16 protein-coding genes and 2 tRNA genes are annotated in these 20,435 nt (G+C 72.3%); 8 read left to right on the top strand and 10 right to left on the bottom strand.

Annotated elements, in window-relative coordinates:
* From CR162_RS01570 to msrP, 4 genes are all read left to right on the top strand, one after another.
* A tRNA-Lys gene (locus tag CR162_RS01570) sits at positions 1-76 on the top strand.
* Between the two features lie 470 nt (positions 77-546).
* Positions 547-1,635 (top strand): glycosyltransferase family 2 protein, encoded by a 1,089-nt coding sequence (locus CR162_RS01565; RefSeq protein ID WP_099093780.1) that lies wholly within the window; start codon positions 547-549, stop codon positions 1,633-1,635.
* Complete coding sequence (locus tag CR162_RS01560) at positions 1,635-3,101, top strand: glycosyltransferase family 39 protein (RefSeq protein WP_099093779.1); 1,467 nt, start codon at positions 1,635-1,637, stop codon at positions 3,099-3,101. Before CR162_RS01565 ends, CR162_RS01560 begins: the two co-directional genes overlap by 1 nt.
* A 58-nt stretch (positions 3,102-3,159) precedes the next feature.
* Positions 3,160-4,107 carry a protein-methionine-sulfoxide reductase catalytic subunit MsrP gene (msrP, locus tag CR162_RS01555; RefSeq protein ID WP_099093778.1) on the top strand — a complete coding sequence of 316 codons (948 nt, stop codon included), beginning with the start codon at positions 3,160-3,162 and terminating at the stop codon, positions 4,105-4,107.
* 29 nt (positions 4,108-4,136) lie between these two features.
* Here the strand turns inward: msrP and CR162_RS01550 are convergent, their stop codons facing one another.
* From CR162_RS01550 to CR162_RS01520, 7 genes are all read right to left on the bottom strand, one after another.
* On the bottom strand, positions 4,137-4,553 hold the full coding sequence (locus tag CR162_RS01550) for a cupin domain-containing protein (RefSeq protein WP_099093777.1): 417 nt from the start codon (positions 4,551-4,553) through the stop codon (positions 4,137-4,139).
* Between the two features lie 170 nt (positions 4,554-4,723).
* Entirely contained in the window at positions 4,724-5,158 is a 435-nt protein-coding gene (locus tag CR162_RS01545) for an NUDIX hydrolase (RefSeq protein ID WP_099093776.1), read from the bottom strand.
* Positions 5,155-6,219 carry a DUF4340 domain-containing protein gene (locus CR162_RS01540; RefSeq protein ID WP_099093775.1) on the bottom strand — a complete coding sequence of 355 codons (1,065 nt, stop codon included), beginning with the start codon at positions 6,217-6,219 and terminating at the stop codon, positions 5,155-5,157. The genes CR162_RS01545 and CR162_RS01540 overlap by 4 nt, the downstream gene beginning before the upstream one ends.
* A 13-nt stretch (positions 6,220-6,232) precedes the next feature.
* Positions 6,233-8,191 (bottom strand): GldG family protein, encoded by a 1,959-nt coding sequence (locus CR162_RS01535; RefSeq protein ID WP_099093774.1) that lies wholly within the window; start codon positions 8,189-8,191, stop codon positions 6,233-6,235.
* A gap of 4 nt (positions 8,192-8,195) precedes the next feature.
* Positions 8,196-8,927 carry an ABC transporter permease subunit gene (locus CR162_RS01530; RefSeq protein ID WP_099093773.1) on the bottom strand — a complete coding sequence of 244 codons (732 nt, stop codon included), beginning with the start codon at positions 8,925-8,927 and terminating at the stop codon, positions 8,196-8,198.
* The gene (locus CR162_RS01525; RefSeq protein ID WP_099093772.1) at positions 8,927-9,673 is read right to left on the bottom strand and encodes an ABC transporter ATP-binding protein; all 747 of its coding nucleotides are present in this window, start codon (positions 9,671-9,673) and stop codon (positions 8,927-8,929) included. The genes CR162_RS01530 and CR162_RS01525 overlap by 1 nt, the downstream gene beginning before the upstream one ends.
* A gap of 137 nt (positions 9,674-9,810) precedes the next feature.
* Positions 9,811-11,892 (bottom strand): ATP-dependent DNA helicase RecG, encoded by a 2,082-nt coding sequence (locus CR162_RS01520; protein WP_099093771.1) that lies wholly within the window; start codon positions 11,890-11,892, stop codon positions 9,811-9,813.
* Positions 11,893-11,929: 37 nt separating this feature from the next.
* Between CR162_RS01520 and CR162_RS01515 the strand changes: the two genes are divergently transcribed.
* The gene (locus tag CR162_RS01515) at positions 11,930-12,286 is read left to right on the top strand and encodes an FAD assembly factor SdhE (RefSeq protein ID WP_099093770.1); all 357 of its coding nucleotides are present in this window, start codon (positions 11,930-11,932) and stop codon (positions 12,284-12,286) included.
* Positions 12,283-15,747: a transcription-repair coupling factor gene (gene mfd / locus CR162_RS01510; protein WP_245870065.1), complete on the top strand. Its 3,465-nt coding sequence runs from the start codon at positions 12,283-12,285 to the stop codon at positions 15,745-15,747. The genes CR162_RS01515 and mfd overlap by 4 nt, the downstream gene beginning before the upstream one ends.
* A gap of 22 nt (positions 15,748-15,769) precedes the next feature.
* On the opposite strand, the gene CR162_RS01505 is transcribed toward mfd, so the two are convergent.
* On the bottom strand, positions 15,770-16,468 hold the full coding sequence (locus CR162_RS01505) for a DsbA family oxidoreductase (RefSeq protein ID WP_099093768.1): 699 nt from the start codon (positions 16,466-16,468) through the stop codon (positions 15,770-15,772).
* Positions 16,469-16,622: 154 nt separating this feature from the next.
* Here CR162_RS01505 and CR162_RS01500 point away from each other — a divergent pair, with 154 nt between their 5' ends.
* Complete coding sequence (locus tag CR162_RS01500) at positions 16,623-17,288, top strand: metal-dependent hydrolase (protein WP_099093767.1); 666 nt, start codon at positions 16,623-16,625, stop codon at positions 17,286-17,288.
* A 20-nt stretch (positions 17,289-17,308) separates the two neighbouring features.
* Here the strand turns inward: CR162_RS01500 and CR162_RS01495 are convergent.
* Both CR162_RS01495 and CR162_RS01490 read right to left on the bottom strand, forming a co-directional pair.
* Positions 17,309-17,398 (bottom strand) — tRNA-Ser (locus tag CR162_RS01495).
* 67 nt (positions 17,399-17,465) lie between these two features.
* Positions 17,466-19,136: a methyl-accepting chemotaxis protein gene (locus CR162_RS01490; RefSeq protein WP_099093766.1), complete on the bottom strand. Its 1,671-nt coding sequence runs from the start codon at positions 19,134-19,136 to the stop codon at positions 17,466-17,468.
* A gap of 248 nt (positions 19,137-19,384) precedes the next feature.
* Between CR162_RS01490 and CR162_RS01485 the strand changes: the two genes are divergently transcribed.
* Positions 19,385-20,398 (top strand): lipid A deacylase LpxR family protein, encoded by a 1,014-nt coding sequence (locus CR162_RS01485; RefSeq protein ID WP_099093765.1) that lies wholly within the window; start codon positions 19,385-19,387, stop codon positions 20,396-20,398.
* Positions 20,399-20,435: the final 37 nt, after the last annotated feature.

Here is a 20,435-nt window from a genome sequence, read left to right as displayed (position 1 = left end):
GTGCCCGTAGCTCAGTCGGTAGAGCACGAGACTTTTAATCTTGGGGTCCAGGGTTCGAGTCCCTGCGGGCACACCACGCTTGCCGGCGCTGAGGCCGGTTTTCCATCATCTGCCGGCCATACCGCCTTCCGCCGCCTGGAGCGGCGAGGGCAGCGTCCTGCTGGCTGAAGGGTTTACGGCCCATCGCCTGCTCATGCTCTCCAGACCAGTCCTCATAAACCTTATAAAGAAAATTATCGTAAATTCTTGCCGCTTCCTGCCGGACTCCTGGCGGAGAAGTCTCCAACAAGCACACACCTCGCACCCAGCCACGAAACAAGCGGGCCGGACCCGACCGACCTTTACGCGCCACGGACAGCGCCATTCCGATGGCCGGCCGGAAGGGGAGGGCCAGCAAAGCCCTCCACCCGCAGTGGAGCAGGCCCAAGGGGCCGCGGCCGAACTCGTGCCTTTTCCGTACTTTGGGTTCACGTCGGTGCCGGTGGCTTGCCATGCCACGCCCGGTTGCTGGTGCCGTGGCGGCAAGGGCGCTAAGCACGCGCCACCATGCCGTCCCCCGAACTCACCGTCGTCATCCCCTGCTACAACGAGGCCCTCAATGTCGCGCCCATGGTGGAGCGGCTGGAGGTGGCGCTCGCCGGGATCGCCTGGGAAGCCATCTTCGTCGACGACAACAGCCCGGACGGCACCGCGCGCGTGGCGCGGGAGATCGCGGCGCGGGATGGCCGCATCCGCTGCATCCGGCGCGTCGGGCGGCGCGGGCTCGCCTCCGCCTGCGTCGAGGGGATGCTGGCCTCGTCCGCCAAATATGTGGCCGTCATCGACGGCGACCTGCAGCATGACGAGGCGCTGCTGCCGCGCATGCTGGCGGCGCTGCGGGCGGGCGAGGGGGATGTCGCCATCGGCAGCCGCCATGTGGCGGGAGGCGAGGCGGCGGAAGGCTTCTCCGCCCTCCGCCGCCGCATCAGCGATGGCGGCACCACCCTGGCGCGGTTCTTCCTTCCCGTGCCTGTGGCCGATCCGATGAGCGGCTTCTTCATGCTGCCCCGCGCGCTGGCCGAGGAGATCGCGCCGCGCCTCACCGGGCGCGGCTTCAAGATCCTGCTGGACCTCCTGCTCTCGGCCGGGCGCAGATTGCGCGTGGTGGAGCTGCCCTACACCTTCCGCCCGCGGCAGGCGGGCGAATCCAAGCTCGACGCCACCGTGCTGCTCGATTTCCTGGCGCTGCTGCTGGACAAGTGGTCGCATGGGCTGCTGCCGCTGCGCTTCCTGGCCTTCGCCGCGGTCGGCGCCATCGGCATCGTGGTGCACCTGCTGGTGCTGTCGGCCGTGCTGGGGCCGCTGCCCTTCGCGCAGGCGCAATGGGTGGCGAGCCTCGTGGCGATGACGGCGAATTTCGTGCTGAACAACCGCATCACCTACAGCGATGTGCGGTTGCGCGGCGCGGCGCTGTGGCGCGGGCTGGCGCTGTTCTATCTCGTCTGCGGCGTCGGCGTCGCGGCCAATGTCGGCGTGGCCGGGCTGCTGCTGCGCGACGAGGTGCTGGACTGGGGCCTGGCCGGCGCCGCCGGCGCGCTGCTGACGGTGGTGTGGAACTATGCCGTCTCCGCCACCCTGGTCTGGCGCGCCCGCTGATGGCGGCGTTCCGGGGCAATGCGCCATGGCTGTGGGCGCTGGCGGCGCTGACCCTGCTGCGCCTGGCCGCCGCCTGGTGGCTGCCCCCCGCGCCGGACGAGGCCTATTACTGGGTCTGGGGCCGCGCCCTTTCGCTCAGCTACTACGACCATCCGCCCATGGTGGCGCTGTGGACGGCGCTGGGCTCGGCTCTGGCGGGCGACACCGCGCTGGGGCTGCGCTTGCTGGGGCCGCTCGGCGTGGCCGCCGCCTCCCTGCTGCTGGCCGATGCGGGGGAGAGGCTGTTTCCCGGCCGGCAGGCCGGGCCCTGGGCGGCGGCGCTGCTGAACGCCACGCTGCTGTTCGGCGCCGGCTCGGTGCTGATGACGCCCGACACGCCGCTGCTGGTGTTCTGGTGCGCCGCGCTCTGGGCGCTGGCGCGGCTTCATGCCAGCCAGGACGGGCGCTGGTGGCTGGCCTTCGGCGTGCTGGCGGGTCTCGCGCTGCTGTCCAAGTACACGGCCGTACTGCTGGGCGGTGGGGTGGTGCTGTGGCTGCTGCTGGAGCGGCAGGCGCGCCACTGGCTGGCGGATTGGCGGCTCTGGGCGGGCGGCGCGCTGGCGCTGCTGGTGTTCAGCCCCGTCATCCTCTGGAATGCGCGCCATGACTGGGTGAGCTTCGCCAAGCAGGGGGGGCGGGCCGGCGCCACCGCCACCGGTTCCTCCCTGCGCTACCTTGGCGAGCTGCTGGGCGGGCAGGCCGGGCTGGTCACGCCCATCATCTTCCTGCTCTGCGCCGCCGGCACGGTGGCCGCCTGCCGCCTGTGGTGGAAGCGCGGCGAGGGTGCCGGGGCGGCCGGGCTGCTCGCCGCCATCACCGTGCCCGCCGCGCTGCTGTTCCTGTGGCAGGCCACGGGCAGCCGGGTGCAGGGCAACTGGCCGGCCATCCTCTATCCTTCCGCCTGCCTCGTCGCCGCCGGCTGCCTCGGGCCGCGCTGGGCGCGCTGGCGCCGCCCCGGCGTGGCGCTGGGGCTGGGGCTGACCCTCCTGGTGCTGGTCCAGGCCGCCTTCGCGCCGCTGCCGCTGCCGCGCCGCAGCGACCCCACTCTGGCGCGGCTCGGCGGCTGGGCCGAGTTCGCCGCCACGCTGGACGCGGAGCGCGCCGCGCGCGGCGCCGGCTTCATCGCCGCCGAGGAATACGGCCTGGCCAGCGAGCTGGCGCTGCACCTGCCGCCCACCACCCGCGTCGTCGCCATCGGCGACCGCTGGGACCTGTTCGACCTGCCGGCGCCCGCCGCCGGCGGCACGGGCCTGATGGTGCGCAGCGAGCGGCGCGGCGGCCCGCCGCTCTGGCCCGGCGCGGTGGAGGAGGGAGGAATCGCGCGCAGCCGGCACGGCATCGAGGCGGAGCGCTACCGGCTGCACCGGGTGGTGACCACCGTAGCCGGGGAAGGGCCGCCGCTGGTGCTGCTGCCGGCCCGGCGCTGAGGCCTTTCCCTGCCGCCGGGGCCGCCTACATGCTGGGCGAGGTTCAGGGAGACGAGCTATGCCGATCCGCATTCCCCGGGGCTGGGAACTGCCCGAATCCGCGGCCACGCCGGAGCATCTGGTGCTGGGGCGGCGCAAGGCGCTGGGGCTTGGCGGGCTGATCGCCGCCGGCGCTGCGCTGCCGTGGCAGGGTGCCGCCGCCCAGGAAGCGGCGCCGATGGCCGCCATGCGCAACCCCGCCTACCGGCCTGAGCGCGCCCTGACGCCGGAGAAGGACGCCACCGGCTACAACAACTACTACGAGTTCGGCAGCAGCAAGAACGTGACGGCCGCCGCCGCGCGCCTGCCGCAGCGGCCCTGGACGCTGAAGCTGGAAGGCATGGTGGACAAGCCGCAGGAGCTTGGCCTCGACGACCTGCTGAAGCGCGTCAGCCTGGAGGAACGGGTGCTGCGGCACCGCTGCGTCGAGGCCTGGGCGATGACCGTGCCCTGGACCGGCTTTCCCATGGCCGAGCTGCTGAAGCTGGCCGGGCCGCAATCCGGCGCCAAATTCGTCGAGTTCCACACCGTGGCGGACCGCGCCGTCATGCCCGGCCTGCGGCAGAGCTGGTATCCCTGGCCCTATGTCGAGGGCTGCACCCTGGCCGAGGCGGCGAACGAGCTTTGCTTCATGGCGGCGGGCCTCTACGGCAAGCCGGTGCCGGCGCAGAATGGCGGCCCCATCCGCGTGCTGTTCCCGTGGAAATACGGCTTCAAGAGCGGCAAGGCGATCACCACCATCCGCTTCACCGACAAGCGCCCGGTTTCCTTCTGGGAGCAGTTGCAGCCGACTGAATACGGCTTCTGGGCCAATGTGAACCCGGAGGTGCCGCATCCGCGCTGGAGCCAGGCGCATGAGCGTCTGCTCGGCAGCAATGAGCGCGTGCCGACGAAGCTGTTCAACGGCTATGGCGAATTCGTCGCCGGCCTTTACGCGGGGCTGGAGAAGGAGCGGCTCTACCTCTGAGGCTGCCGCGGGGCCTGGGCCTTTCCGGCTCAGGCCGGCACCAGGCCATGCCGCAGCATGATCTCCCGCGCCCTTGCCGGGTCCGGCCTGCCGGACTTCAGCAGGGCCGCCAGTTCGCGGAAATACTCGGGGCCGAGCACGCCGGGGGTGAGGATGCAGAGGCAGGTGGCCGGTGCCCCGCTCCGGTTGTTGAAGCCATGCACCGCGCCGCGCGGGATGAACAGGCTCTCGCCCGGACCCACCGCATGGTCCTGGCCGTCCACCGTGAAGGTCACGGTGCCGGAGAGGCCATAGACCGTCTCCTCCCAGCTTTCATGGTAATGCGGCACCGGCATGCGCCCCTCCGGCTGGAGGGTCATCTCGAACATGTCGAGGCTTCCGCCCGTCTCGTGCCGGTCGCGCAGGAAACGCAGCTGGAGCGAGCCGAAATCGATGCGTTCAGCCATGGTCCACCTTCGAGGCCGGAAGCAGCATAAGGCACGGGCCTTGGCGTGTCTCGCTTCTGGCAGCCCTTCGAGCAGCTTCCGTTCGCCTTGGCTCACGTCTACTGCTCTAGCCGTTTGTTTTTGCGAGCATCTTCACCCGCTCAGATGCTTCCATCTGAGCGGGATCTGCTCTAGCCGGCCAGCCGCTTCCGCCCCTCCGCGATGGCGCGGATCGCCTCGTCCCAAAGACCCAGGCCCGGCAGTGCCTCGGGCGGGAAGAAGCGCGCCTCGCTCACATCGTCCCCCGCCACCGGCTCGCCGCCCGTCCAGCGCCCGGCGAAGTCGATGATGGTGTAGTGGAAGCGCGCGCGGCCCGCCTCGTCATGGTTCAGCGCGTCCACCACGACGGCCACAGTGAGGGGGCCCACGGTGACGCCGGCCTCCTCCAGCAGCTCGCGCCGCGCGGCGGCCTCGGCCGTCTCGCCCAGGTGCTGGGCGCCGCCGGGGATGGACCACTCCCCCATGCGCGGCGGCTTGGCGCGGCGGACCAGCAGCACGTCATCGCCCCGGAAGGCGATGACGCCGATGCCGACCCACGGCCGGTCCGGATATTCCCGGCTGCTCACGGCGCGGGGCGGGCAGGGGTGGCGGCGGGAGCCCCACCGGCCGGGGCTTCCTCCGCCTTCAGATCGTCCAGCAGCGGCAGGAAGGCGCGGCGCTTCCAGGCGCCCAGCTGGTAGGCCCAGCCGCGCCAGCGGGCGTTCAGCCGCTCCGCCTCGGCGTCGCCGCTCGCTTCCAGCAGCGCCCACACCGCCTCGCCCTCCTCATGCAGCGTAACGGTGATGCCGAGGTTGTCGGTCAGGGTGAAGCGCGCCTGGCCAAGCCGCGCGCCGGGGATGTCGGCGGCGCGGTGGACGTCGGTCAGCGTCAGGAACTCGAAGGCGCTGCCCACGCTGTCGAGCCGCGTCTGCTCCAGCGGCGGCGCGTCGGCGGGCTCGACCAGGCCGAGCCGCCCATCCGGCCCTTCGCCCCTGGCCAGCACCAGGGCGGGCGCGCCCTCGCGCTGCACCACCACCCTCAGCACGCGCTCGCGGGGCAGGTTGGCGAGGTCGCGGTCGATCCAGAGCTGCGGATCGGCGTCCAGCGGCAGCCGGCCCTCGGCCAGCCAGGACTGCGTCTCGCCCTCGCGGCGGACATAGACGCTTTCCGGCACGTTGCCCTGGGTGCGCACGCGGCGGCGCCCCACCACCAGCGCCACGATCGGCGCGCCGGTGCCGTCCAGCACCCGCAGCAGGGCGCCGGTGGAGCCCTCCTTTTCCGGGTCCTGCAGCCCGAGCCGCTCCAGCATGTCGGGGTTGGCGGTGCGCGGCTCCACCAGGCGCAGCTCGGTCAGCCCCACCAGCAGCTCGCGCACCTTCTCCGGGCGCACGGGGTAGTTGGCCACCTCGGGCAGCACCCAGGCATCGCCCGCGCCGGATGTGGCGCCCTGGCGCTGCACGGCCAGCGTCTGGTCGTGCCGCGTCACCTCGATGCGCATGGCGCCCTGCAGGCGCGCGGCGAGGTCGCGGAACATCAGCGGCGCCTCGCCCGTGGCGGCGGGCGGCGGGCCGCCGGGGCCCAGCGCCACCACGGCGGCGGCGGAAGCCAGGGCGGCACCGCCCAGGATGAGGAGGGATCTGCGTTGCATCGGGCGTGCTCCCTCAGGCGCGGGCGGCGACGCGGCGCCGGGCGCGGGCCACGGCGAGCCCGATGGCGAAGAGCGTGACGAGCACCGGCACCAGCGCGATGTTGAGGATGCGCAAGGCCCGCTCCAGCCCCTCGATGTCCCGCCGCAGGTCGAGCTGCACGGCGCGGAGCTGCCCGCGCGTGGCCACGATCTCGGCGCGCGCCTTGTCGATCTCCGCGCGCTGCTCGGGCGTGATGACGCTCTGCGAGCCAGGCTGGCCAGTTCCCTGAGCGCTTCCCTGCCGCAATTCGCGCAGGCGGCGCTCGGTGGCCTCCAGGCGCTGGGTGAGGGATTGCTCCGTCTGCCGGTAGCGCGCCTCCGCCTCCCGCCGCATCGCCTCGACGCGGCCGAAGGGGCGCAGCGATTCCCCGCGCGAGCGCAGGCCGATCAGCGCGTCGCCGCCGGCCAGCGTGTCGGTGAGGTTGGCGACGAGGGAGCCGTTGTCGCTGAAGGGTGTCGCCGTCTGCTGGCCGAAGAAATCCTGCACCCGCACCCAGAAGCGGTCCTCCAGCAGGTCCGAATCATTGGCGACGACGAGGTTGGCCGGCCCCTCGCTCTGCGCGCGGTGGGCGGGGAAGTCGGCCGGGCGCTCGGCGCCCTCGGGCGGCGGCGGCGGCCCTTCGGGGAAGGCGGATTTCAGGATGCCGCGGGCGCGCGCCATCAGCACGTAGCGCTCGCCGGAAGGGCGGAACTCGGCCAGCAGCCGGGCGGGGTTGGGGTTCTCGCGCACGCGGGCCGTCTCCACCAGCATCGCCTCGGGGCTGCTGGTGACGAGCGGCGTGAACTCGATGCCCGCGCCCTCCCGCCGCCGCACCTGCCCGGCGGCGGCGAAGGTGACCTGCTGCAGCTCGGCCGTCGCCACATCGGCGGTGCTGAGGCTGTCGCCCGTGGCGTTGAACCAGGCGGGGTAGTCCACCGCCTGCACCCGGTCCTGCGGGTTGGCGCGCACCCGCCAGGCGCCGCGCTGGTCGAGCACCACCTGCTCGCGCGGCGCCTCGATGCCCCAGGCGTTCAGCAGCCGGTCCAGGCTGGAGGCGGTGTCGGTGGGCGGCTGGCCGGTGGGGCCGGGGCGGCTGGCCTGGCTTTCGCTGTGCGGATCGGTCAGCGCGAAGAGCTTGCCGCCGCGCATGACGAACTGGTCGATGGCGTAGAGCGTCGCGTCCGGCAGGCCCTGCGGCTGTGCCACGATCAGCACCTGCGTGTCGGCGGGGATGAGCTGCGCGTCCGCCGCCACGTCGCGCAGGGTGAAGAACTGGCGCAGCTGGTTGGCGATGACGAAGGGCTGCCCGGCGCCGGGGACGCGCATCATCATCGCGCGCGGGTCGCCGTTCAGCGGCAGGGCGGACAGCAGGCCCACCACCGGCCGGCTGGGGTTTGAAAGGTCGTGGACCAGCCGCGTCAGGTCGTATTCGAGAAAGCGCTCCCGCTCGGGCTGCAGGAAGGGCAGCACCCGCTCGTCATCCAGCAGGTTGGTGCCGGCGATGCCGAAATAGACCTGCTCGCCCGACTGGTCGATCGGCACGCCCTGGATGCCATAGGCCAGCGCCCGGTCCTCGGTTTCCGAGAAGGGCTCGGGGTCGAGGTATTCGAGGCGCAGCTTGCCCCCCGAGACGGCGGCGTATTCCTCCAGCATCCGCCGCACCCGGTCCGCATAGGCGCCATAGACGGGGATGCTGCCGCCGAGGCGGCGGGAATAGAACAGCCGCAGCGTCACCGGGTCCTGCAGCCCGGACAGGATCTGCCGCGTGCCGTCGGACAGGGTGTAGAGGCGCTGGGCGGTGAGATCGACCTGCGCGCGGGGCAGCAGCCGCTCGGTCAGCAGGTTGGCCGAGACGGCCAGCACCAGGGCGGCGGCGAGGCCGCCCGCCGTGTGGGCGAGGCGGCGGGAGGAGGAGCGCGCGGGCGGGGACGCGGCGTCGTTCGGGGCAGTCATGGGCTCAGTCCGCCTTGCGATGATCGACCGCCACGGCATTGGCGAACAGCCAGAAGCCGATGAAGCTGGCGAAGAAGACGATGTCGCGCAGCGCCACCACGCCGCGCGAGAAGCCGGACAGGCGGTCGGTGACGGAGATGCCGCGGGCGATCTCGGCCATCACCGGCAGCCGCGCGGACAGGAACTCGGTGACCACGGGGCTGCCGGCTGCGGCGAAGACGAAGCACACCGCCACCGCCAGCACGAAGGCCACCACCTGGTTCTTGGTGAGCGCCGAGATGGCCGCGCCCACCGCCAAATAGGCGCCCGCCACCAGCAGGCAGCCCGCATAGCCCGTGGCGATGACGCCGTTGTCCGGGTTGCCCAGGTAGTTCACCGTGATCACCAGCGGAAAGGTTAGGGCCAGCGCGATGCCGCAGAAGGCCCAGGCCGCCAGGAACTTGCCCAGCACCGCCTGGCCCTGCGTCACCGGCAGGGTCAGCAGCAGCTCGATGGTGCCCAGGCGCCGCTCCTCCGCCCAGAGCCGCATGGTCAGCGCCGGCACCAGGAACAGGAACAGCCAGGGCACGAAGCCGAAGAAGGGCTGCAAATCCGCCGTGCCGCGGCCGAAGAAGTTGCCGAGGGTGAAGGTGAGCGCGCCCGTCATCACCAGGAAGATGACGATGAACACATAGGCTACGGGCGTCGCGAAATACCCGGCCAGCTCGCGCCGGGCGATGGTCAGCGCGGTGCGCATCAGGCGGCCTCCGGCCTGGCGGCGCCCGGGCGCGCGGTGGTCAGCTCGCGGAACACGGCATCCAGCGAGGGCCCGCGCCGCGACAGCTCGGCCGGCGTGGAATCGGCCAGCACCCGCCCGCGCGCGATGATGATGGCGCGCGTGCAGATGGCCGAGACCTCCTCCAGGATGTGGGTGGAGATGATGATGGCCTTGGCGGGCGCCATCTGCCCGATCAGCCGCCGCACCTCGTGCTTCTGGTTGGGGTCGAGGCCGTCGGTCGGCTCGTCCAGCACCAGCACCGGCGGGTCGTGCAGCAATGACTGCGCCAGCCCGACGCGGCGCTTGAAGCCCTTGGAGAGCGTCTCGATCGGCTGCAGACGCACGCCGTCCAGCGTGGTCAGGCGCATGGCATGGGCCACGCGGTCCGCCGCCTCCGAGCCACGGTAGCCACGCACCCGCGCGGCGAATCCGAGGAAGCCCGCCACCGTCATCTCCGGATAGGTCGGCGCGCCCTCGGGCAGGTAGCCGAGATGCCTCTTGGCGGCGACGGGCCGCTCCACCACATCCTCGCCGCAGATGCGGGCGGTGCCGGCGCTGGGCGTCACGAAGCCGGCCAGCATCTTCATGGTGGTGGACTTGCCGGCGCCGTTCGGCCCCAGGAAGCCCAGCACCTCGCCGCGCGCCACGGCGAAGGACACATCATCGACGGCGGTGAAGGCGCCGAAGCGTTTGCTCAGGCGGTCGATCTCGATCAGCGCGGACAACCGGGCTCATCCCCTTGCTCGTGGGCGGAACGTGCTGCGGGTTTAACCAGGGCAGGGGGCAATGCAACCCCTTGGCCTGTATCGAAGCGTGGCGCCCAAGGCGTGGCGTTCAAGACGGGGTACCCCGAACCTGCCGCTCAGCCGGCTGCCAGCGGCGCCAGCGTCAGGTCGTGGCCGAACACGCCGAGCAGCAGCCGCGCCGCGGCGCCGCGCGCCGTGGCGGCCAGCTCCGGGTCGCGCTCCAGCAGCAGCGCCGCATCCTGGTGCGCCATGCGGACCAGCCCGCCATGGCGCTGCGGGTCGGCCAGCCGCCGCCCGATGCGCCCCGCCTGCCGGACGCCGAGCGCATCGCCACCGCCGCGGTATTCGAGGTCGGCATCGGCGATGACGAAGCCGTCCTGCGTTTCGCGCAGCACGGCGAGGCGCCGCTGCTCGCTCTCGTTCAGCTCGGCCGAGGGCAGCAGCAGGCAGAAGCTCTGCGCCTTGCCACGCCCGACACGGCCGCGAAGCTGGTGCAGCGCCGCCAGCCCGAAGCGCTCCGCCTGCTCGATGATCATGATGGTGGCCTCGGGCACGTCGACACCCACCTCCACCACGGTGGTGGCCACCAGAAGCTGCGCGCGGCCGGCGGCGAAGTCCTGGAGCGCCGCCTCGCGCACCTCCAGCTTCTGCGTGCCATGGGCGAGGCGCACCTTGTCGCCGAAGATGGCGGCAAGCTCGGCGAAGGTGGTCTCGGCGGCGGCGTTGTCGTGCTTCTCGCCTTCCTCCACGGCGCGCACCACCCAGTAGGCGCGGTGGCCATCGCGGAAGGCGGCGCGCAGGCGGGCCACCAGCTCCCCCCGCCGCTCGCGGCTGACGATGCGGGTGACGATGGGCTGCCGCCCGGCGGGCAGCCCCTCCAGCCGGCTCACCGCCATCTCGCCCCATTGCGTCAGCAGCAGCGTGCGCGGGATGGGCGTGGCGGTCATCACCAGCACGTCCGTGGTGCCCTTCTCGGTCAGCGCCAGGCGCTGCGCCACGCCGAAGCGGTGCTGCTCGTCCACCACGGCGAGGCCGAGGTCGCGGAAGGCCACCCCCTCCTCGATCAGCGCGTGGGTGCCGACCACGAGCGGAATGGAGCCGTCGGCCAGCCCGGCCAGCACGCGCTTCCTTTCCTTGCCCTTCACCGAGCCGGCCAGCAGCGCGCAGGGCACGCCGGCGGCGCCGGCCAGCTTCTCCAGCGTGCGCAGGTGCTGGCGGGCCAGCAGCTCGGTGGGCGCCATGATCGCCGCCTGGGCGCCGCCCTCCACGGCGCGCAGCATGGCCAGCACCGCCACCAGCGTCTTGCCGGCGCCGACATCGCCCTGGAGCAGGCGCAGCATCCGGCGGGGCGCGGCGAGGTCGGCGTCGATCTCGGCCAGGGCCATGGCCTGCCCCGGGGTGGGCGGATGGCCGAAGGCCGCCAGCGCCGCGTCGCGCAGCCGCCCGTCGCCGCGCAGCGCGCGGCCCGGGCGTTGCAGCACCGTCCGCCGCACCAGCCCCACGGCGAGCTGCCCGGCCAGCAGCTCGTCATAGGCCAGCCGGTCGCGCGGCGTGTCGTCGGGCACGGCCCCGGGGGCCTGGAGGGCGTGCAGCGCCGCGCGGAAGCCCGGCCAGCGGCGCCGCGCCAGCAGGGTCCGGTCCTGCCATTCCGGCAACTCGGGCAGCAATTCCAGCGCCGCCGCCATGGCGCGGCCGACATCGCGCTGCCCTAGCCCCTTCACCAGCGGCCAGACGGGCTGGATCTCCGGGATGCGGTCCGGCGGCTCCACGAAATCGGGCGCGTCCATCTGCCAGCGATCGCGGAAGCGCTTCATCCGGCCAGAGACGCGCCGGGCTGCCCCTTCCGGGTAGGTCCGGCCCAGCCAGGCGCCGAGCCAGGAGCGGCGGCCGAAATAGATCAGGTCCACCGGCCCCGCGGCGGAGTCGCAGCACACGGACCAGGGCTGGGTCGGGCTGCGCGGCGGCTGGGTCTGCACCACCCGGACGGGCAGGGTGGCCACCTCGCCCTCCTGCGGGGTGGCGGCGCGGCGGTCCTGGTAGCGCTCCGGCAGGTGCAGCAGCAGGTCGAGCACGCGCCCGCCCTCCACCGCCTGGCCGAGACGCTTCCGCTTCTCCTCCGGCATGGGCAGGCTGCCGAGCGGCGCGAGCAGGGGCGCCAGCAGGTCCATTTCCGCCTCTTGGGCTGACACGATTCCCATCCGCCTCTATATGCCAGCCTCACAAGGCGCCGACGACATGTCCCAGACCGATCCCCATACCCCCGACACCCCCACCGGCGAAACGCCTCCCGAGCTTGCGCCGCCGGAGCTTTCCCCGCGCCGGCGGCGCCTGCTGTTCCGCGCTCACCATCGCGGCACCAAGGAAACCGACCTGATGGTGGGCGGCTTCGTCACCCGTCACATCGCCGCCTTCACCGAGGTGGAGCTGGACGAGCTGGAGGCGGTGCTGGAACTCCTGGATGTCGATCTCGCGGACTGGCTGTCCGGCCGCCGCCCCATCCCCGCGGAGGTGATGACGCCGATGCTCACCCGCATGGCCGAGGAATGCTCTATGCTGGGCGCAGGCGTGCCGGAGGCCGCGCGCCGGGCATGAGCGCGCTCACCATCCATGGCGCGCCGGAGGGCTTCGACGCCCTGCTGCTGACCCGCCGCCGCGCGGAAGCGGAAGGCTTCGTGCTGCATGTCTGCCGCGACGACGCGCGCATGGCGCGGATGCAGGACGGGCTGGCCTTCTTCGCGCCGGAAATGGAGGTGCTGCGCTTCCCGGCCTGGGACTGCCTGCCCTATGACCGCGTCTCGCCGCATGCCGAGCTGGTGGCCGAGCGCGTCGCCACCCTGACGCGCCTGCTGGAAAAGGCCGACCGCCCGCGCATCGTGCTGACCACCGTGAACGCCCTGGTGCAGCGCGTGCCGCCCCGCACCGCCTTCGAGGGCGCCACGCTGCACCTGAGGCGCGGCGGGCGCATCACGCCCGAGAAGCTGTCCGGCTTCCTGGAGGCCAATGGCTATGGCCGCGTCGCCACCGTGATGGAGCCGGGCGAATACGCGGTGCGCGGCGGCATCGTCGATCTCTATCCGGCGGGCGAGCCGGAGCCGGTGCGGCTCGACCTGTTCGGCGACGAGATCGAGAGCCTGCGCCGCTTCTCCACCGAGACGCAGCGCAGCGGCAAGGCGATGGACGGGCTCTGGCTGCGCCCGGTGGGCGAGGTGTTCCTCGACGAGGCATCGGTCTCCCGCTTCCGCGCCGGCTACCGCGACCTGTTCGGCAACGCCGCCGCCGAGGACCCGCTCTACGTCTCCATCTCCGCCGGGCGCCGCCATCCCGGCATGGAGCACTACGCCGCCCTGTTCCACGAGAGCATGGCGACGCTGCTGGACTACATGCCCGGTGCCTCGGTCAGCCTGGACCACCAGGCGGAGGAGGCGCTGGAGGTGCGGCTGGAGATGGTCGAGGACCATTACGAGGCGCGCCGCATGCCGGCGCGGGACGGGGAGGTGCCCTACCGCCCCGTGCCGCCCCGCCGCCTCTACCTCGACCGCAAGGGCTGGGACGCCATGCTCTCGGGCGGCCCGCTGCTGCGCTTCAGCCCCTTCCCGAAGGCGGAGGGCGCGGAGGGGATCGATGCCGGCGGCCGGCCGGGCGGCCTCTACGCCGAGGCGCGCACCGCCGGCGAGAACGTCTTCGCCCTCTACCGCCAGCACGCCGAGGCGCAGGCCAAGGGCGGCATGCGGCCCGTGGTCGCCGCCTGGACGCGCGGCTCGCGCGAGCGGCTGGGCAACCTGCTGCGGGAGAACCGCGTGCCCGCCCAGGCGGTGGAGGACTGGGCCGCCGCCCGGGCGCTCCCGGCCGGGGTGGTGGCGCTGGTGGTGTTCGGCGTGGAGCGCGGCTTCACCGGGCCGGCGTCCGGCGGCAAGACCAGCGCCGCCATCGCGCTGACCGGCGAGCAGGACCTGCTGGGCGAGCGCATCGCCCGCCCGCCGCGCCGCCGCAAGCGCGCCGACCAGTTCATCGCCGACGCCACCGAGATCGCCGAGGGCGACCTCGTGGTGCATCAGGACCACGGCATCGGCCGCTATGACGGGCTGGAGACCATCGGCGTCTCCGGCGCGCCGCATGACTGCCTGCGGCTGATCTACGATGGCGGGGACAAGCTGTTCCTGCCGGTCGAGAACATCGAGCTGCTGTCCCGCTTCGGCAGCGACAGCGCGGGCGTGGCGCTGGACAAGCTCGGCGGCACCTCCTGGCAGAACCGCAAGGCGAAGGCCAAGCAGCGCATCGCCGACATGGCGGGCCAGCTCATCCGCGTCGCCGCCGAGCGGCGCGTCCGGGAAGGCCATCTCGCCATCCCGCCCGAAGGGGCGTGGGACGAGTTCTGCGCCCGCTTCCCCTTCGCCGAGACGGAGGACCAGCAGCGCGCCATCGCCGACGTGCTGGAGGACCTCGCCGCCGGCCGCCCGATGGACCGGCTGATCTGCGGCGACGTCGGCTTCGGCAAGACCGAGATCGCGCTGCGTGCCGCCTTCGTGGTGGCGATGACCGGCGCCCAGGTGGCGGTGGTGGTGCCTACCACGCTGCTCTCCCGCCAGCATTTCCGCACCTTCACCGCGCGCTTCGAGGGGCTGCCGGTCCGGATCGCCCAGCTTTCCCGCATGGTGACGGCGAAGGAGGCGGCGCAGGTCAAGGCCGGGCTGGCCGATGGCTCGGTCAACATCGTCATCGGCACCCACGCGCTGCTGGCCAAGGGCATCGAGTTCGCCGACCTCGGCATGGTCATCGTCGACGAGGAGCAGCATTTCGGCGTGGCGCACAAGGAGCGGCTGAAGTCGTTGAAGGCCGATGTGCATGTTCTGACGCTGACCGCCACGCCCATCCCGCGCACCCTGCAACTCGCGCTGACCGGCGTGCGGGAGATGAGCGTGATCGCCACGCCGCCCGTGGACCGGCTGGCCGTCCGCACCTTCATCATGCCGTTCGACGCGGTGGTGGCGCGCGAGGCCATCCAGCGCGAGCGGCTGCGCGGCGGGCAGGTGTTCTGCGTGGTGCCGCGCCTCGAGGACCTGCCGAAGATGGCGGCGCGGCTGGCCGACATCGTGCCCGAGGCGCGCACCGTGCAGGCGCATGGCCGCCTGACCTCCACCGAGCTCGAGCGCGTCATGACCGAGTTCGGCGACGGCAAGTACGACATCCTGCTCGCAACCAACATCGTCGAGAGCGGGCTCGACATGCCGGCGGTGAACACGCTGATCATCTACCGGGCCGACATGTTCGGCCTGGCGCAGCTCTACCAGCTGCGCGGTCGCGTGGGCCGCGGCAAGCAGCGCGGCTACGCCTATCTCACCTGGCCGGCGACGCAGCGCCTCTCGGTCGCCGCCGAGAAGCGGCTGGCGGTGATGCAGACGCTCGACAATTTGGGCGCCGGCTTCACGCTCGCCAGCCACGACCTCGACATCCGCGGCGCCGGCAACCTGCTGGGCGACGAGCAGTCGGGCCATATCCGGGAGGTCGGCATCGAGCTCTACCAGCAGATGCTGGAGGAGGCGGTGGCCGACATCAAGGCCGGGCAGGGGCGGCGGGACGGCGCCGGGGACCGCGACTGGACGCCGCAGATCAACCTCGGCCTGCCCGTGCTGATCCCCGAGGCCTATGTGGCGGACCTGCCGGTGCGGCTCGGCCTCTACCGCCGCATCGGCGCCCTCGCGGGGGATGCGGAGGTGGAGGCGATGGCCGCCGAGCTGGCCGACCGCTTCGGGCCGCTCCCGGCCGAGGTGGAGAACCTGTTGCAGGTCGTCTCCATCAAGCATCTCTGCCGCCAGGCGGGGGTGGAGAAGCTGGATGCGGGGCCGAAGGGCATCGTCGCCGCCTTCCGCCGCAACAACTTCGCCAATCCGGGCGGCCTCGTGAACTGGGTCGCGGCGCAGAAGGGGCTGGTCAAGCTGCGCCCCGACCACAAGCTCGCCATGGTGCGCGAGATGGACCTCCCCACGCGGCTGCGCGCCGCCAAGGACGTGCTGAAATCGCTGGTGAAGGTGTCCCGCCAGGCCAAGGCGGCCTGACCGGGATGGCGGGGCAGGGCGGCTAGAACTCGCCGGCCTCGGCGAGCGCGACGTCGATCAGCCGCTCCAGCACCTCCGGCTCCTGCGCACCGGCGATGGCGTGGCCCGTGCCATGCCCCTGCTTGCCGGAGAACACGAAGCAGGGCACGCCGTTGATGCCGAGGCGGTGGGCGCGCAGGTTCTCGGCATGCACCGCCTCCGCCTCCAGCCCGCTGGCGAGGAAGCGCTGCACCACGCGCGGCTCCATCCCGTGCCGGGCGGCCAGGGCGGCGAGGTTCTCGGGCCGGCCGATATCGGCGCCGTCGCAGAAATAGGCGGTGAACAGCGCGTCCACCAGCGCGTCGGCCAGGCCCTGCTGGGCGGCGAAGCGCACCAGCCGGTGCGCGTCCACCGAGGCGGGCACGCGCTGGATGCGGTCGAAGCGGAAGGCGATGCCTTCCGGGCGCCCGAGCTCGGTCATGGTGGCATGCAGGCGGCGGGCGCGCTCCTCGCCGCCGAACTTGCGCGCCATGTAGTCCTGCCGCCCGGCGCCGCCGAGGCCGAGGTCGGGGTTCAGCAGGAAGGGGCGCCAGCGTATCTCGGCCGCCACGTCCGTCCGGCGCTCCAGCGTCCGGCGCAACCGGCGGGTGCCAAGGAAGCACCAGGGGCAGACGAGATCGAACACCACCTCGATGTCGAGCTGGCTGCGGGGCGAGGAGACGAGGTTCACGGAGCCGATCATAGGCCGGAAAGCCCCGGCCGCCCATGGGGCGGGCGGCAGGCGAGGGCGGGCATTTTCTGCCACTTATGGTTGGAAAGCCGTGGAATCAGCCTTGTAGGGAGGATTCCTGACTCCTAGTTTGAGACATGCGGAGCAGGAGCCTTGAAACTCACGGATGATGGCAGGGTCGCACATTGCGTTGGGCGCGGCTGCCTGGTTCGCGGCCGCGCCGCGGCTGGACCTGCCGGCGCTGGACCCCGCCCTGCTCGGCCTCGCCGTGTTCGGGGCGCTGCTGCCCGACATCGACCACCCGAAATCCTGGGTGGGCAAGGCGCTGTGGCCCGTTTCCCGCGTCTTTGCCCGGCTGCTGGGGCACCGGGGCATCACCCATTCCGCCCTGGCGGTGGTGGGCTGCACGGCGCTGCTGCTGAGCCAGGACGTGCCGCTGGCCATCACCGCGCCCCTCGTGGTGGGCTACCTGTCGCATCTGGGGGCGGATCTGCTGACGCCCGCCGGACTGCGCCTGGCCTGGCCGCTGCGCGGAACCTACGCGCTGCCGCTCTGCCGCGCGGGCTCTCCCTTCGAGCCGCTGGTGGTGGCGCTGATCCTGTCCTGGGCCTGGGGCAGCACCTCGGAGAAGGTGAACTTCGCGGCCGGCCTGCGCGCCACCGGCATCTGCCGCGTGGCGGAAGGGGTGATGCCGGCGCTCTGCCCGCCCGGCTCCTCGGCCGCGCTGCCGGGCGGACCCGGCCTCGGGCGGCTGTGGGAAAAGGCGCTCGGTGCCGGCGGAACCGTGCTGGCGCGCCAGGGCGGGGAGGCCCTCGGCCCGGCCCTGCGCTAGTTGCCCGGCCAGTGGGCGCATGGCGGATGGGGTGGGATTCGAACCCACGGTAGGGTTGCCCCTACGGCGGTTTTCAAGACCGCTGCCTTAAACCACTCGGCCACCCATCCGCAGAGGGGGGGCGGGATCCTGGCCCTGCCGCCCCGATAGCGGGTTCGCGCGCCCCGGTCGAGAGGGTCAGGCGGCGCGGACCTCCTGGAGGAACTGCTCCACCTGCACCCGCAGCCGGCCCGTGGTCTCGCTCATCTCCGCCGATGTGGTCTGCACCACGCCGGCGGTGCGGCCGCTGACCTCGGCCGCGTTGCGCACCACGCTGGTCTCGCGCGAGACGGCAGCGGCGGCCTCGGCCGAGCCCGCGATGTTGCGGGCGATCTCCTGCGTGGCCGCTCCCTGCTCCTCCACCGCGGCGGCGATGGCGGCGGCCGTCTGGTCGATCTCGGCCACCACGCCGGCGATGCTGTTGATGGCCTCCACCGCGAGGTTGGTGGCGCCCTGGATGGCGTTCACCTGCTGGCTGATCTCCTCGGTCGCCTTGGCGGTCTGGCTGGCCAGGTTCTTCACCTCGGAGGCCACCACGGCGAAGCCCTTGCCGGCCTCGCCCGCCCGCGCCGCCTCGATGGTGGCGTTGAGTGCCAGCAGGTTGGTCTGGCCCGCGATGTCGGCGATCAGCCGCACCACGTCGCCGATCCTGTTGGCGGTGCCGGCCAGGTCGCGCATGGTGTGCTCGGTGCGCTGGGTTTCCGCGACGGCGCGGCGGGAAACCTCGGCCGAGCGGCTCACCTGGCGGGTGATTTCGCCGATCGAGGCGGTCAGCTCCTCCGTGGCGGCGGCGGCGGTCTGGGCGTTGGCGGAAGCCTCCTCCGAGGCGTGGCTGAGCGTGTCGGTGAGCTGGGCGGAAGCCTGCGCCGCCTGCGTCATCTCGCCGGAGCTGCCGCGCATGCGCTCGGCCGCGCCGCGCAGCGCCTCCAGGGCGCGGCCCGCATCCTGGCCGAAGCGCGCCACCAGCGCCTCCAGCCGCGCGCTCCGCTCCCGCCCCTGCAGGTCCTGGCGCGCCTGCTCGGCGGCGAGGCGCTCGCCATCCTGCACCTTGGCGCGGAACACCTCCAGCGCCTTGGCCATGCTGCCGATCTCGTCGGCACGCTCCTGGTCCGCGACCTGGGTGTCGAGCGCGCCGCCCGTCATGCGGCGCATGCTTTCCGTCAGCCGGCCGACGGGCGCGCAGATGCCGCGGATCAGCGACAGCCCGACCAGCGCCAGCGCCACGATGCCAAGGCCACAGCCGATGGCAATGGCCCAGGTCGAGGAGCCGACCGTGCCGCGCGCTGAGACGCCGCTGGCCTCCGCGCCCTTCTTGTTGAACTGGCCGAGCTTGTCCAGCCCCTCCTGGAAGCGATCGAAGGCTTCGCGGTTTGGTCCATTGAGTTGCGCGAAGACCTCGGCCTTCCGCTGCGCACGGCTCAGCTCCAGCGTGGCGCGTGACAGGGCGAGATAGCTGCTCCAGTCCCGCCGGGACGTCTCGAGCAGCGCCATCTCCTGCGGCATGTCCGCCATCTGCGCGTAGCTGGCGAAGGAGCGCTCAACCCTGGCGCCCGTCTCGGCGAGGCGGCCTTCCAGCTCGCGCATCCCCGTCTCATCCGACAGGGTGGCGTGGCGGAGAGTCTGCTGGCGCATCGTCAGGGCGTCCTGCTGAGCCTGGCTGATGATGTCGAGGGCCGGCAGCCAGGTGCCGACGAGCTGCTCCACCTCAGTCTGGATGCTGGCCAGCCGGTGCAGGGCGAAGCCCCCGAGCCCCACGAAGCAGATCATGATGAAGGCCATGGTGGCCAGAATGCGATTGCGGATGGACATGGGAAGCTTCGACCTCCTCCCGGCTGCTGGGAAGGGCCATTGTGGAGACCGAAGATGAACCAAAGCCTGCCGCACGGTGTCCGAATCCGGAGGCGCGCGGCCAATCCCATTGTGCCGCCGCAATAAAACGGAACTTGCGGGTTTATCCGTGCCTCGCCAAAACCCCCCCCGCGCCTCCGTCCGCGCCGGGCGGCGGCGTGATTCGACCCGGCGGCCCCCGCCTCGCCGCCGCGAGCAAGGATTGCCGCATGCGCGCCCGCCTCTCGCCGACCGTCTTCCTGCTGCTGGCCATGGGCGCTTCCGGACCGGCCATCGCGCAGGCCATTCCCGGCGACCAGGCGCCGCCGCCCGACCCCAAGGGCACGCTGAGCTTCTCCCTCGAGAACGACATGTTCGGCGGCAGCGACCGCTACTACACCAACGGCTTCCAGCTCGCCTGGCGCTCCCCCTCGGCCGACCTGCCGGCGCCGCTCGGCTGGCTGAACGACCGGCTGGACTGGCTGATGGGCCCCGGTGCGCTGCGCTGGGGACTGGCCTTCGGCCAGAGCCTCTACACGCCGCGCAACACCGACACCGTGCTGCCCGACCCGCGGGACCGTCCCTATGCGGGCTATCTCTACGGCGCCGCCTCGCTGTCGCGCGTGTCGGGGCGCACCGCCAACCTCTTCGAGCTGCAGCTCGGCGTGGTCGGCCCTTCCGCGCTCGGCGAGTTCGTGCAGAACAACTACCACGACATCATCAACATCGATCAGACCAATGGCTGGAAGTCCCAGCTCAAGGACGAGCCGGCCATCACCGCGCTGTACGAGCGCAAGTGGCGCCTGCCGCTCGGCCAGCTGAACGGCTTCGGCCTGGAGGCCATCCCCTCGGCCACGGTGAGCCTCGGCAACGTGCAGACCTACGCCGCCGTGGGCGGTCTGCTGCGGCTGGGCGAGGGGCTGGAGGCGGATCTCGGCCCGCCGCGCATCCGCCCGGCCCTGGCGGGCTCCACCGCCTTCCAGCCGCGCCAGGATTTCGGCTGGTACGTGTTCGCCGGCCTCGACGGCCGCGCCATCGCGCGCGACATCTTCCTCGACGGCAACACCTGGCGCGACAGCCGCAGCGTGGACAAGCGCATCCTGGTGGGCGACGCCCAGGCCGGCGTCGCGGTGCTCTGGCGGGGCATGCGCTTCGCCTATACCCAGGTCTGGCGCTCCGAGGAGTTCTACGGCCAGGAAGGGGTGCAGAGCTTCGGCTCCCTCAGCGTCTCGTTCCGCTTCTGACCTGTGAGCGGCGAGGGGGCCACCAGCGGTTGCGGGG

The sequence above is a fragment of the Teichococcus rhizosphaerae genome (assembly GCF_002631185.1).
Classification (GTDB): Bacteria; Pseudomonadota; Alphaproteobacteria; order Acetobacterales; family Acetobacteraceae; genus Pseudoroseomonas; species Pseudoroseomonas rhizosphaerae.
The sequence above is the reverse complement of the archived record's forward strand: the minus strand, read 5'-3'. Positions and strand labels throughout refer to the sequence as shown.